This is a genomic window from Sphingopyxis sp. GW821-FHT10B01, assembly GCF_059415685.1.
The window spans coordinates 251388-265146 of the sequence record NZ_JBWKNS010000008.1 but is presented as its reverse complement, the minus strand read 5'-3'; the positions used below and the strand labels follow the sequence as shown (position 1 = coordinate 265146).

The following is a 13759-nucleotide window of genomic DNA, read 5'->3' as shown; positions in this document are numbered from 1 at the left end:
CCGTCGAACAGCTGTGTCGTCGTGCGGCCGATCTCGTCGATCAGTGTCCGCGCGTCGCCGTGGATGTCGTATTTCGTCTGCTTGATCCCGCCGTCGGCGGCAATCTGCTGGGACACCAGCGCTTCGCTGCCGTTGTAGCCGGTACCCGCGAGCAGGGTGAGGAGCGTCAGGTTGCCGCTGTTCGCCACCTTGGTGCCGCTGCCATCATAGCTGCCGTTCGCGTCGCGCGTTGCGACCAGGCGGCCCGATTGGTCGTAGTAGAAGTCCTGTGCAGCGCGGACCGTCTGGACGGCGCCATTCTCCAAAGTGATGCTGGCTGCCGGGCCTTCGCTACGGATCATCCGGCCGATATTGTTGTAGCCATATGTGGTCGTCGCACCCGCGGCATTGGTCTCGCTCACCACCTCGCCGAACGCGTTGGTGCTGCGCGTCGAGGTGAGAGTCTGGACGGTGCCCGCACTCAGCCGCCGCTGTTCCTCGGTGACGCCGACCGCCTGTCCGCGCGCGTCGTACATCGTATAGGTCGCGTTGACATTTTCGTTGCCGGCCAGCGCCAGCGCCTGGTCGAAGCTCAGCCCCGCAAGACTCGCCCCCGCCGAGGTGATCGCGATCGTCTGGTTGCCGTTCTTGTCATAACCGAAATGCTTCCACACCCCGTCGCCCGATGTCGTCGCGACCAGCCGGCCCGCGCCATCGTAGCGGTTCTCGCCGCTCGTCGCGCCGTTCACCGTCGTCGTCACGACCTCGCCATAGGCGTTATAGACGTTGCGATAGGGAACGCCCCAGTCCCAACCGGCGCCGGCGGTATAGTCGTAATAATAGCTGAGCGTCTCCGTCACCCGGCCCAGATGGTCCTGCAGGCTGTATGCCCGCGACGCGATCACCGTGCCATCGGACCGTTGATGGTTGACCAGCGTGCCCGGATTGCGCCCGGCGATGTCCTGATAATGATAGACGGTCTGCCCGCTGGCATCCTGAACCCATTCGAGCACACCGCCCGTTCCATATTGGTACCGGGTCACGCGCGCGGCGGTGTCGCCTGCGCCCGCCGCGACGGTGCGGGTCAGGTCGCCGAGGCCGTTGTAGAAATAGTCGATGGTCGGGGTGACGCTGGTGCCTTGGTGGCTGGTGAAGGCGCTGCGGATCTCGCGCCCTACGCGGCCCGCGCTATCGTAGAGATACTGGATATCCTCGCCCGTCGCTTCATATTTGCGCACGACCTGGCCAAGACCGTTGTACTGGAAATAGAGGGTCGCGTGGATGTTGCTCGTCCCGCCCGAGCCGTTGTGGACAAGGACGTCGAGGCGCTGTTCGATCAGGCGGTTTCCGTTGCGGTCGTAGCTATATTGGGTGACGCGATCGGCGGCGCTCGTCGATACGCCCGGCGGTGAGGCCGTCGTCGGCGATCCGGTGAAGCGCGTCGCATGGCGCCGCTCGGCGAGGACATTCCCTTCGCCATCGTAGCTCCAGGTCGTGAGATAGCCGCCGGCGTCGAGCTGCGCGGTCTTGTTCCCCAGCCGATCGTAATAATAATAGGCCGCGTTGCCGTTGGCATCGAAGCTGCGCACCACATCGCCAATCGCCGAATATTCGTAGGTCGTGACGATCGGATCGGTCGACCGCACCCAAGTCGAGCCGTTGAAGACATAGCTGGCGATCCCCGCGACGCTGCTGGTCAGCAGGCGGTTCAGATTGTCATATGCAAAATGGGTGACGCGTGCGTCCCCGCCCGGCGCCGCGGGTTTTTCTTCCTTGGCGCCGCCGTCGGCGGGTATCGCCACCGCGGTTCCATAAACCGTCGTCGCGGTGATATTGCCGTTCTCGTCATAGATATTGGCCGAATAGGTCCCAACCGCATTGATCGTGACGACAACCCGGTCGAGATCGTCGTAATAATAGACCGTCCGCGCCCCTGCCCCGTCGGTCGTGCTCGTCACATTGCCGCGCGCGTCATAGCTGATCCGGTCGATGCGCGTGTCGACGATGTTGAGGCCGCTCGAGGGAACGACACGGATGACATCCATCCGCGTCTCGGTCCGCCGGTTCGCCTTGTCATAGACATAGCTGGTCGTGCGTGCCTCGGGCAGGCCCGCAGCCTCGATCTTCTGGATACGGTTGCCGCGCGCGTCATAGGCGTAGCTGTTGGTGACATAATAGGCGAGGACATTGGCGTCCTTGTCCGCCGACGGCGCGGGCAAGGTTTCGGCGACGAGAAGACCGCGGCGGTCGTAGGCATAATAGGTCGTGCCCCCCGCGATCTTCGAGGCGCCCGCCGACTTGCCGATCGTCCGTTCGCGGTTCCCGAAGGCGTCGTAGACATGGCTTTCGAACCAGCCCTCGGCATCGGTCGTCTTGATGACGAGCCCGCGTTTGTCATATTCGAACGATGTCGTCGCGTCCTGCGCATGCGCGGTCACGCTGGGCGGGGTCGTGGTGCTGGCTGCGCTCACGGTCTTGTTGTAGCGCCGGGTGATCGTCGCAATTTCGCCGAAGCGGGTGTAACTCGTCTCGGTGACATAATCCTCGGCATCGCGCACCTTCGCAACGCGGCCGAGCTCGTCATAATAGCTATGAGTGACCCCGCCCTTCGGATCGGTCGTCTTCACCACCTCGCCGAACGCGTTATATTCGTAAGCCGTCACCCCGCCCGCAGGGTCGGTCGCGGTGAGAACTCGGCCCACTTCGTCATGGGTGTAATAGGTAACCTTACCGCGTGCGTCGGTCCTGCTGGCCCGGTTGCCGAGCCCGTCATAGCCATATTGGACGACGCTTTGTTCGGCTTCGCCCCACGCCGAATATTCCGCAACGACACGGCCAGCGCCATCGGTGGCAAAATGCATCATGCTCTGATCGGCGGTGCCATAGGCGTAATAGATTGTCGCGGGCACGCCGTCGGCGCGGTATGTATAAACGGTGGCGACGCCTTCGCCGTCATAGGAAATATAGAGGCGCCCGGCGGCATCATAGACCTTTCCAAGCGAAAGGGCCGGGCTCGAAGCGGCGGTTATGGAATCGATGTCGCCAATCGTCGTCGCGTCGGTTACCGTGACCTTGCCGGACCAGAAAACCTCGGCCGTGACGCGTCCTTCGGCATCATAATCGAACCGCCGGACATAGTTTTCGCCATCGACCGTGAAGCGCAGGTCTCCGCCCGCGGTATACCAGTTGCGTCTGATGCGGTTGGCGGCGTTCCCGATATTGGCGTCGCGCCAGTCGTTCATCGTCCCTTCGACCGGAAGCGAGCTCGTCGGGCGCGTCGCCGCGAACGCGACGGTTTTGACGACATTGCCCATGACATCGTAGGTGAAGGCGGTGACCGCGCCGTCGGTGTCGATCGCATAGGAAACGCGGCCCGCCGCGTCGTAGACCGACCAGCTCGTCCGGTTCGCGGCATGCGAGGCGTTCGCCGCGACGAGCGCCTTCACATTGTCGTAGGTGAAGTCGCTCGTCGAAATCGCCACCGCATGGCGGATCGTCGATCGAACATGCCCGATCGCACCCCATTCGACATTGCTCTTATAGACATATTCGGTGACCTGGCCCGCATTGTCGACGGCAAAGCGCAAGAAGCCCTGGCCGTCGTAGACGAAGCGGCCCCGTCGGTTGGCGCTCGATGCCGGCGCCGCGCTCGCGCGGAGCTGGTCGAGGCTGCCCGCATCCCAATAGGAAGCCGGGGTCTTCGCCGCATAGGCGATCTCCTCGACCTTCTGCCCAGCCTTGTCGTAGACGACTTCGGCCAGATAGCCTTCGCCGTCGAGCGATCCGATCAGCAGTCCGTCGCGGTCGTAGAAGTTGCGGCTGACGGTGTCGCGCCCATCCGCCACGGGAACCGTCAAGGCCGTCGGCGGCGTTATCCGGAACGCCGCCAATTGTGCGGCCGAGAGCCAGCTGTAATGACGAACGGTCTTTACCAGCCGGTCCGACTGGTCATAGCTGAACACGGCAACGCCGCCGGTTCCGTCGATGCTCTGGATCAACCGTCCGGCATCATCGTATATGGCCCAGCTCCAGATGTCATAATGGTGCGCCGCGGGCCGCAACGCTTCCATCTCCACCGTGGTGTTCGGATCGCTGATTAGCGCGAGCTGCGCCGCGGTCAGATAGATGGCATAGGTCGCCGTCGCCGCGATCCGCCCGGCGGCATCATAGCGATATTCGGTGACCTGTCCGTAGTGGTCGATGTCGGCGACCTTGCGGCCCGCCTTGTCGTAGACCGTGTAGCGCTTGTTCCCGGTCGCATCGGTCGCGATCCGCAAGCGGCCGCTCTGGTCGTATCGATAGCTCGCCGACCCGCTCACGTCGTAGCTGCCACCATGCGCCGTCCCGACCAGATCGCCCGCTTTGTTATAGCTGCTGATTGTGACGCCGCCCGACGCCGTCGTCACCGTCGTCGTCAGCGCGGCGTCGTTGAAGACGATCGTCGTCGTGCCCCCCGCCATGTCGGTCGAACCGACGAGGCGGCCGAGCCCGTCGTAGACGAAGGTCTCGGCAGCCAGCGTCGCGGTTTGGCGGTTCAGGAGTTTGCCGGACTGATCATAGGTGGAATAGCTGTGCGTGTAGCCTTCGGACGTCCAGCCCGTCCCACCCGAGGTCATATAGCCATAGTCGACCTTTTGCGTCATGTTGCCGCGCGCGTCGTAGACCATATAGCTGTGCTGAAGGCTCTGCTTGTCCGCGATACTATCGCGCCATGCGTTCATCGCCGCTTCGGACAGGGCACCCGATCCCACCGGATAGCCATGCTCCGGATATTCGGTAACCGTATAGGTCTCGCCGCTGCCATGATATGTATATTCGGTGACGCGTCCCTCGGGCGTCACCACATAGCGCAGATGGTTCTCGCCGTCGTAGACATAGCGTGTGGTCAGGTCGGTACTGCCGCCGCGCAACAGGCTGGCTTTCGGCGCGGCCGCCAGCAACTGGGCCCCATCGCGGTATCCGCCGGGATGGTCGACATAGAAATAGGGCATCGCCGGTTCATTCTGGGCGAAGGTACGAGTGATCCGGATGCGCGTGGCCTGCGTGGTCGAAAGGCCGCTAATCTGCCAGAGCGCGCCCACTACGCCGTTCGCTGTCCCGGGGCCCGATAGGATTTGCACCGTCGAGTCCGCGGCCAGCCCCCAACCGCTCAGGGTGCCATATATTCCGAGCGATTGCTCGGTAATCGTTCCCACGGCCTGCAGGGTAAGCTCGAACGTCATTTGATCGCCTGCCGCAACGGCGGTGTAAGCATTCCCCGACGCAGCCGACCAGTTCGCACCAGGTGCGGACGTATAGAGCATCGCAGGGTGGCCATCGATCACGCCTCCCGGAACGGCGGCTACCCCGCCAATCGACCATTGCGTGAGGTCTGCGGGCACGATGTTGTCGACGTAAGCCGCCCCCGCATGCGTCCCTTTGCGCGTTTCGGTGAGCAGTTCGTTCTTCGCGCCATAGGTGCGGGTGACGGCATTGCCGTTCGCGTCGGTGCTGGTCAGCAGATTGCCGTTGGCGTCATAAGTGAAGCGGCTGATCCGTCCGCTTTCGTCATAGGTGACGCCGAACGGGTTGGCATTGTCAGCGGCGAGGTCGCCATTTTCCAGCTCGACGACCTCGGGCGCGAGCCAATCAGCCGACCAGCCGTGCTGCGTTTCGTCATAAAAGTTGAAATAGCGCGCAACCACCGAGGTGCTCGGCATGGTTTCGTTCCAGCGGAAATTATTCACATCCCAGATGCGCGCGCCCGTGACCGCATCATATATGCCGCCGAGGCTGCTATATCCCACATTGGCCGATCCCTGCGGCAGCACATATCCGACAACCTTGTACCAGCGATCCTCCTGCAGAAGACCCCGCTGAGAATCGTCGGTCCAACTCAGGAAATAAGGGTTGACGTTCTCGGCGCCGTCCCAAGCGTTTTTCACCGTGGCGGGACTGGAAGCGATAACGCCGAAATAGAGAAAATGGCGCGACAGGTCCGATTTCCGGACATATTGGGTGAAGCGATAGGTCTTAGTCGGGTCGACCGTGAAGCTGTTGGTATAGTTTCCGCCGCCATCCGCCGTGCCATCGAACTGGCCGGTTTCGAGCCCGACCTGCCACGACCCATCGGGACCCAGCATCTCGCTCCACCGCGCTTCATTGTCGCCATCAACCGTTGTGCCATCGTTCCAGCCCGCGGGAAGCGGCCGTTCGATCAGGTTGCGGTCCTTGACGATGTCGAGCTTTTCGCCGGTCCGCAGGATCGCGAAGTCCGACACCTCGCGGACCTCGGGCTTATAGAAATGGGTGCTCTTGCCGATGGCCGTTTCGTAATAGTTGAAGAAACGGGTGAACGCGATATTCGAGCCGCGATCCTCGCTCCAGCGAAAGGCGTTGACCACCGTGATCCGCTCGCCGGTCGTCGTGTCGTAGATTCCGCCATGATCGTAGCTGCCCACATTTGCCGACCCTTCGGGCAGAACATAACCAACGACCTTGTACCATTTTCCAACCGTCAGATTGGCATTCTGCCAAGCGGCGCTCGCCGAGAAGAAGTAGGGATTGGTCTCGGCTGTACCGTTCTGAGCAAACTCGACAACCGCGGGGTTGCCTGTCGCTGTTCCAAAATAGATGCTGTGTCGTGCGGGCGCATCCAGTTTGAAATAATAAGTGAACTCATAGGCTTTCGAGGCATCGATATCGAACGCAAGGCTTTGTGCGCCACCGCCTTCCGTTCCGGCAGCATCATTCTGCCCCGCCTTCATCGACACGACGGTCGTACCATAGGGACCGGTCGTCACCGTCCACTCGGTTTCATGGGTATAATAGCCGGTCCACCCCGACCCGATCGTGCCGTTAGCCGGCAGCGTCCCATCGACATCCTGCGGCCAGCCGCTGTCGTCGACGAGATTCTCGCCGCGCCCGGCGACTTCGCCGTCGCCCCAGCCGGCGGCGTTGATCAGATTAGCCGGGATCGAGGCATTGACGCTGTCGGTCTCGATGGTGCGGATCAAATTGCCGCTGGTGTCATATTCATATTGCAGCACTTGCGAGACGCCGCCCTTGGTCGCGGGCGGGCTCATCAGCTGCACAAGCTGCTTCTTGTTGTCGTACCAAAGCCGCGTGACCTGGTCGTTGGGGCCGGTGACGCTGGTGACGTTTACGCCATAGCCGATGCGCGTCACGCGCAGGTCGCCCGCGGCGACGGTCTGGGTCAGCTTGGTGACGCGGCCTGCCGCGTCATAGGCAATGGCGAGGCTCGACCCATCGGTCTGCGTGATCGTCGCGACGCGGCGGCTCGACCCGTCGTAGCTGTAGTTGGTGACATAGGTCTTGCCGTCGGCGATGCTGTTGTCGGTCGGGCTGAGGTCGACCGTCACCTGCGTCAGCCGGTTCAGCCCGTCATAGGCATAGCGCGTGCGCGTCAGCGTCTTTGCCGTGCCGGTCGCAAGGTCGGTGTAGCCGGTGACAATCTGGCTGAGATTCTCGCCCGACCACTGATATTCCTGATACTCGCCGTTGCTGGTGGTCGCGCGCGACAGACGCCAGCCGGAGGTGTGGGCGTGATAGGTGAAGGCGACGCTGTTGCCGTCGGTATCGGTGATGCCGAGCAGCGTACCGCCACTGTCGTAGCCCTCTTGCGTCTGGGTGTCGCCGTCGGTCCAGATCCAATGGCCGACATTGAAGATCTTGTCGTGCGCGCCCGCGCCGTCGGTGGCACGGTAATAGCCGAGCCCCGCGTCATAGGTGTAGGTGATGACCGACCCGTCCTCGCCCACCCGGTCGACAGTGGCGCCTGCGGTGTTCGCGGTCCCGGTCCAGTTCTGCAGCCGCCGCTGCGACCCGAAGCGCCAATGATCGCCATTATCGTCGCTGACCTGCGCCAGGCTGTTGTAGGTTCGCGATACCGCGCTGTCGGGACCGCGCCCGATCAGGAAGTCGTCCTGCTGCGATATCAGCAGGTTTCCTGTCGCCGCATTGACCGAAACGCTCTCGCCGCTTCGCCCCTGGACCGCCGATCCCAACAGGCCAGCGCCGCCCAGAATATTGCCCGAACCACGCTGGAAACCCGCTCCAGCTCCAGTGAATATCGATACCATCTAAAAACGTCCCGCAAATATGTTCCATGCAGACTCGTTGGCTGCAAAGGTCCGTTCCGGCGGAATCAGGTAAAGTTTAGGGGCTATGGGCTTATTTGAAGGCTGAATTCATCCAGAATGGATGAAACAGGCATTTTCCCCGTATCGTCTCACGACGCGGCAGAACTTCAACGCGACGCGACAACCATCAAACCGCGAAGCCGGTCACCAGCGGACAAGAAGCGAGTGTGCGAACGCCCGCCGTCCCGACCTGCCGCGAAGGCTTGCTGTCAAAGGGGGCGAGACCAGGTCAGCCGCCCAGTGCGGGTATCGTCAGATACAGATCGCGGGCAAAACCGGTCATGCGCGCGATCATCCAAGGGCCCAGCAAAATCAATATCATGCCGGCCGTCAAAATCTTGGGAACATAGCTGAGCGTGATTTCCTGAATCTGGGTCGCGACCTGGAACACCGATATGATCAGGCCCACGATCAGGGTGGCGACCATCACAGGCCCCGCCACGATCGCGGCGTTCCACAGCATGTCGTTGAGATAGTCGAGTGCCCGATCGGGAGACATGAATCAGCCCTGCCACAGTTAGCGCCAAGATATGCGCGGAAATGCGGGCACTGTATAGTTGCAAAAACCCTTCGTATATTAATGGATTATCCCGCTTGACCGTTGCGCAAAATAGATGAAACTAGGTGATCCCCGAGTCTGGGGATGGGGCGAGAAAATCATGGGGCTTATTGAGGCAGCGACGGCGGCCATTACGGGCGCGGAGCGTCGCATCGAAGTTGCGTCAAAGAATATCGCGAATGTCCAGACGCCCGGTTACAAACGGGAAATTCCCTATACCGAGATTGCCGGTGCGATCGACAATAGCGCGCTGGGGCGAAGCAGCCTTCCCTCTACTCAAACAGCCATTTTTACTGAGCCTGGGGTGCTGACCGAAACCGGCAATCGCCTGGATTTTGCGATCCGCGGCGAGGGATATGTGCTGCTACGCGACGGTGAACGCTTCTTTCTGGCGCGGGGCGGACAGTTCCGGCGCGACCCGGAAGGCGCCCTCGTCGATGCGCAGGGCCGGATTGTCCAGCAAGCGGGCGGCGGCGACTTGCTGCTCGATACCGAGACCCCGGAAATTCTGCCTGACGGAACCCTGCTGTCCGATGGCGTCCCCGTGGCGAATATCGGCCTTTATGCGATCGGAAACGATATCGACGCCGCGTCCATCCGGTCGGGCATGAGCCTCGATCAGGCGCTGATGCTCGGCGAGAGCGATCGGGGCGAAATCGCACAGGGCATGATCGAGCGATCGAACGTCGTCCTGTCGGATGAAATGATCGGATTGGTGCGAACCCAGCGAATGGCCGAAGCCGGTGCGCAAATGGTGCGCGCCTATGACCAGCTGGTGGGCCAGGCAATCTCGACATTCGGCAGGAGAGGATAATGAACCAGGCGTTGGAAATCGCTGCCGTGTCGCTGCGTGCGCAGCAGCGCGCGCTCGAAACCATGGCGAACAATATTGCCAATGTGAACACGCCAGCGTTCAAGCGCTCCGATGTGATCTTTGCCGAGGTGGTCGGAAGCGGCCCCGCTCCCGTGAACCGGGCGGAGGAAATCGCCCGTACGAATGCGCTGCAATCGGGCGGAGTTCATTTTGCCGCGCGCGACATGATCTCCTTGCAGGGCGAAATGCGGCCTACCGGGAACGCGCTGGATATCGCTGTCGACGGGCGCGGCTTCATCGAGCTGGCCGGCCCCGACGGCCAGACGTTGCTGTGGCGCGGCGGCCGGCTGATGGTCAATCGCGACGGATATCTGGCTGCGGCGGACGGCGGCATGCTGCAATCGTTGATCGCCGTCCCCGACGACGCGTCTCAACTGACGATCGGACGCGACGGCGTGGTGGCGGCAAAGACCGCCGATGGCGATACCGTCGAACTCGGCCAGATCATGCTGGTGCGGGTCGACAGCGATGCCAGCCTCGAGCGCGCCAAGCCGGGCCTGTTTCGCGCCCTCGACGACGCGCGCGTGACCGAGACCGTTGCCGGCGAAGACGGAACCGGCACGATCGAGCAGGGAATGACCGAAGAGTCGAACGTCGATTTTTCGGCCGCGATGGTCCAGTTGCTGATGATCCAGCGCGCCTATGCCGCCAACGCCCAGGTCATCCAGGCGGCCGACCAGATATCCTCGCTGTCGAACAATCTGAAGCGATAGAGCGTCAGGTGCCCGCATCGATCTTTCTTTTGGCTCTGCTCGCTGCCGCGGCGAAGCCCGATGCGGAAACCGGCATCCCGATCACCCTGCGCGACGATGCCCTGCGGATCGCAGACATCGCGATCGCACCTTCGGGTGGCGATCGGATCATCGCCCGATTGCCTAGCCGCGTGGCAGACATTGTTCTGACCGAGGAACAGCGCCACAGCCTGTTGCGGAGCCGCGTGCCCGGCGGCCAATTCCGATTGCGCCATGCCGGGCTCGTCCGGGTCGAGCGCGGTGCGACGCAGAGTCCCGCACACCGCCTGGGTGGCCCTTGCTATACCGCGCGGACCGACCTCCCCGCGGGCACCTATCTCGATCGCGATGCTGTGACCGAGGCCGCTTGCAAGGCAGAGGGCGGCGATCGCCGGCTGGGCTATGACGCCGGCGCGGGCGCCGCCATGGCCCGCGGCACCATTCCGGCCGGCACCTATCTGGGACGACTGCGGCCAGATGACCGCGCGCCGATCGCCTCTGGAAAAACGATGGTGCTGCGAACCCGCATTGGGCCGGTCACGGTCGAGCGCACGGTGACGAGCCTGCAACCGGGCCGCCACGGCAAGCGCCTTTTCGTGCGCACCGGCGACGGAAAGCTGCTCGCGTCGCGGCTCGCCGACGCCCCATCGCCGGAGGACAGATGATGCGCCCCGCCCTTCTTTCCGCAGCCTTTCTTTCCGCCGCCCTGCTATTCGGGTCGGCCGCGCAGGCCGAACAACTTTATCGCGGCGGTCAATGGGCGGGGGTCGCGACCGATAATCGTGCCCGTTCGGTCGGCGACGTCGTCATGATATTGATATCGGAAAGCGCGAGCGCGACCAACCGCGTCCGCAGCAATTCGAGCAAGAACACCAGCCTGTCGGGCGGCATCTCGGTCGGCTCGATCGACGAGAGCGCAGACCTCGGCTTGCGCGGCGGTTATTCGGGCAGTGGCGAGGTCGAACGGAGCGATCGCTTCATCGCGCGCATGGCTGCTAAGGTGGTCGAGGTTCTGCCCAACGGCGATTTCATCGTCGAGGGCAAGCAGAACCTGATGATCAACGGCGAACAGCGGAATATTGCCGTGCGCGGGCAGGTACGCCAGATCGATATCACGAGCGACAACTCGATCCTGTCGGCGCGGATTGCCAACGCCGAAATCAATTATGACGGCAAGGGATGGGTCAGCCGCAGCGCCAAGCCCGGCCTGATCAACCGCATCTTCAGCTTCCTGGGAATCGGCTGATGCGCAGGTTCCTCCTATCGTTTTTGGCTCTACTCGCGTGCGCCTCCCCCATTGCCGCGGTGGCACAGGATGCGCCGATCAAGGCTCTGGGGCGGTTCGACGGCTGGCGCGAAAACTCGCTGATCGGCTATGGCATCGTCATCGGGCTTGCCGGAACCGGCGATACCCGCCGCAGCGAGGTGACGCGGCAAGCGCTGCGCAACGTGTTGAGCCGCCTTGGCACCAGCGTCACCGAGGAACAGATCAACAGCCGCAACGCCGCGGTGGTCATCGTCACCGCGACCCTGCCCGCATCGGCCAATCCGGGAGACCGGATCGACGCCGTGGTGTCATCGATCGGCGATTCACGCTCGCTTGCAGGCGGCACCTTGCTGATGACGCCGCTGATGGGTCCCAATCAGCAGCCTTATGCGCTGGCGCAGGGACCGTTGACCGTTGGCGGCCATGACTTCGAAGATCGCTTGAACCGGCAACAGCGCAATTTTCCGACCACCGCGGTGCTGGCCGGCGGTGCCACGATCGAGGCGCCTGTCGATGCGCAGATCCTGAAGAGCAACGGCGAGATTTCCTTCCTCCTGACCCATCCGAGCTTTACCACCGCGTCGCGGATCGCCGGTGCGATCAATGGCCGGCTGGGGAGCGGCATGGCCTATGTCCGCAATGCCGACGAGGTCGTCGTCCGCTTTGCCGGCGGTCAGAACGCCCTCCCCATGTTCGTCGCCGATATCGAGAATCTGCGGGTTGATCCCGATAGCCTGGCACGGATCGTCATCAACGAGCGCACGGGCACGATCGTCGCAGGCACCGACGTGCGCATTTCAAGCGTCGTCGTATCGCAGGGCGACATCCGGGTGACTGTCACAAGCGAGAATTACGCAAGCCAACCGAGCTTCATCGGCGGCTTTGCCAACGACGTGCAAAGCCTGATCGTTACCAATACCAAGCTGGATGTCGATGAAGGGACGAAGGACGCGACCCTGACCTTTCCCAACACGACTGTCGGCGACCTCGTTCAAGGCCTGTCGCGTTCGCGTGTCGGCACGCGCCGCATCATCAGCATCCTCCAGGCGATCAAGGCGGCAGGCGCCCTGCACGCCGACATCGTGGTTCAATAGGGGAATATTCATGTCGTCTGTTTCGGAAATTTTGGCAATCAAGGCGATGGACGGCCTCTATCTGCGCGCGGCCGCGATCGCGGAGAATATCGCCAACAGCAACTCACAGTCGTTCCATCTCCAGACGGTCGATTTCGAGGGGGCGTTGCGACAGGCTGCGCTGCAAGGTCCCGATGCCTTGGCCGATTTCAAGCCCGGCCTGAAAAGAGCCCCCGAGGCGATGACTGGCGGCGATGTACGTCTCGATCTGGAGATGGCGAGCGCGTCGGCAACATCGCTCCGCTACTCGGCGCTGTCCGACATTCTCAATCGCCAGATGCAGCTCAATCGTCTGGCAGTCAGGGGTGGGCAATAAGATGGAAGCAATGCAAATCAGCCGTTCGGGCATGGACGTCGAGTGGCAACGGCTGCAGGTCATCGCCCAGAACGTCGCCAATATGAACACGACGCGAACCGCAGGCGGCGGCGTGTATCAAGCCCGCCGGCTGGTGTCGGGTCCGGTCGAAGGCTTTGCCCAGATCCTGTCGCGGTATCCGGGGCAGCCCCTACCGCCAAAGCGCGGTGTGACCGTCTATGACATCGCCGCAACGAACGCGGCGACGCAGCGGATTTTCGATCCGTCGCACCCCCATGCCGACGATGGCGGCTTTGTGACGATGCCGGCGATCAGCCAAGCGGAAGAGATGACATTGATGATCAAGACCAGCCGCGCCTATGAGGCCAATCTGGTTGCCCTGTCGGCAGCGCAGCAAATTTATTCGAGCGCGCTGCAGGTCGGTCGTCAGGCATGAGCGCGATCGAAGCCGTGGCGGCAATCGGCGCGACCCCGATGGAGACGGCGATCGCGCCCGCCCGTCAGGCCGCGGCGCCCCAGCTTGCGGCGCCCGTGGATTTTTCGACCCTGGTATCGGAAGGTCTGGCGTCGATGGACGCCAAGGTCGCGCACGCCGATCAGATGGTCAGCCGCTTTGCGCTCGACGACAGCGTTCCGCTCCATCAGGTGACCATCGCGCTCGAAGAAGCGCGGCTGTCGGTCGAGTTCGCCATGCAGGTCCGCCAGCGCTTCGTCGAAGGGTATCGCGAACTTATGAACATGCAGCTTTGATATTCGATC

The 13759-nt window shown here is 62.6% G+C and carries 9 protein-coding genes and 1 pseudogene; 8 read left to right on the top strand and 2 right to left on the bottom strand.

The window, feature by feature from the left end; genetic code table 11:
- Positions 1-8060 (bottom strand): annotated as a pseudogene (locus tag AC07NV_RS21925) (hypothetical protein); the annotation flags it as partial.
- A gap of 289 nt (positions 8061-8349) precedes the next feature.
- Entirely contained in the window at positions 8350-8619 is a 270-nt protein-coding gene (gene fliQ / locus AC07NV_RS21920) for a flagellar biosynthesis protein FliQ (protein WP_495168507.1), read from the bottom strand.
- Between the two features lie 160 nt (positions 8620-8779).
- Between fliQ and AC07NV_RS21915 the strand changes: the two genes are divergently transcribed.
- The 8 genes from AC07NV_RS21915 to fliE are packed head-to-tail and all read left to right on the top strand — an operon-like array spanning position 8780 to position 13750.
- Positions 8780-9493, top strand: coding sequence for a flagellar hook-basal body complex protein (locus AC07NV_RS21915; protein ID WP_495168506.1), 714 nt, complete (start codon positions 8780-8782; stop codon positions 9491-9493).
- The gene (locus AC07NV_RS21910) at positions 9493-10266 is read left to right on the top strand and encodes a flagellar hook-basal body protein (protein ID WP_495168505.1); all 774 of its coding nucleotides are present in this window, start codon (positions 9493-9495) and stop codon (positions 10264-10266) included. The genes AC07NV_RS21915 and AC07NV_RS21910 overlap by 1 nt, the downstream gene beginning before the upstream one ends.
- Positions 10267-10274: 8 nt before the next feature.
- The gene (locus tag AC07NV_RS21905; RefSeq protein ID WP_495168504.1) at positions 10275-10949 is read left to right on the top strand and encodes a hypothetical protein; all 675 of its coding nucleotides are present in this window, start codon (positions 10275-10277) and stop codon (positions 10947-10949) included.
- Complete coding sequence (locus AC07NV_RS21900; protein ID WP_495168503.1) at positions 10946-11530, top strand: flagellar basal body L-ring protein FlgH; 585 nt, start codon at positions 10946-10948, stop codon at positions 11528-11530. Before AC07NV_RS21905 ends, AC07NV_RS21900 begins: the two co-directional genes overlap by 4 nt.
- 59 nt (positions 11531-11589) lie before the next feature.
- Positions 11590-12645, top strand: coding sequence for a flagellar basal body P-ring protein FlgI (locus AC07NV_RS21895; RefSeq protein ID WP_495168502.1), 1056 nt, complete (start codon positions 11590-11592; stop codon positions 12643-12645).
- 10 nt (positions 12646-12655) lie between these two features.
- Positions 12656-13000 carry a hypothetical protein gene (locus AC07NV_RS21890; protein WP_495168501.1) on the top strand — a complete coding sequence of 115 codons (345 nt, stop codon included), beginning with the start codon at positions 12656-12658 and terminating at the stop codon, positions 12998-13000.
- A 1-nt stretch (position 13001) separates the two neighbouring features.
- The gene (gene flgC / locus AC07NV_RS21885; protein WP_495168500.1) at positions 13002-13436 is read left to right on the top strand and encodes a flagellar basal body rod protein FlgC; all 435 of its coding nucleotides are present in this window, start codon (positions 13002-13004) and stop codon (positions 13434-13436) included.
- Entirely contained in the window at positions 13433-13750 is a 318-nt protein-coding gene (gene fliE, locus AC07NV_RS21880) for a flagellar hook-basal body complex protein FliE (protein ID WP_495168499.1), read from the top strand. The genes flgC and fliE overlap by 4 nt, the downstream gene beginning before the upstream one ends.
- Positions 13751-13759: the final 9 nt, after the last annotated feature.

Excerpts from the sequence above, each read along its gene's own strand:
- fliQ (WP_495168507.1), bottom strand. The coding sequence starts at position 8,619 with ATGTCTCCCGATCGGGCACTCGACTATCTCAACGACATGCTGTGGAAC.
- AC07NV_RS21915 (WP_495168506.1), top strand. The coding sequence starts at position 8,780 with ATGGGGCTTATTGAGGCAGCGACGGCGGCCATTACGGGCGCGGAGCGT.
- AC07NV_RS21910 (WP_495168505.1), top strand. The coding sequence starts at position 9,493 with ATGAACCAGGCGTTGGAAATCGCTGCCGTGTCGCTGCGTGCGCAGCAG.
- AC07NV_RS21900 (WP_495168503.1), top strand. The coding sequence starts at position 10,946 with ATGATGCGCCCCGCCCTTCTTTCCGCAGCCTTTCTTTCCGCCGCCCTG.
- AC07NV_RS21890 (WP_495168501.1), top strand. The coding sequence starts at position 12,656 with ATGTCGTCTGTTTCGGAAATTTTGGCAATCAAGGCGATGGACGGCCTC.
- flgC (WP_495168500.1), top strand. The coding sequence starts at position 13,002 with ATGGAAGCAATGCAAATCAGCCGTTCGGGCATGGACGTCGAGTGGCAA.
- fliE (WP_495168499.1), top strand. The coding sequence starts at position 13,433 with ATGAGCGCGATCGAAGCCGTGGCGGCAATCGGCGCGACCCCGATGGAG.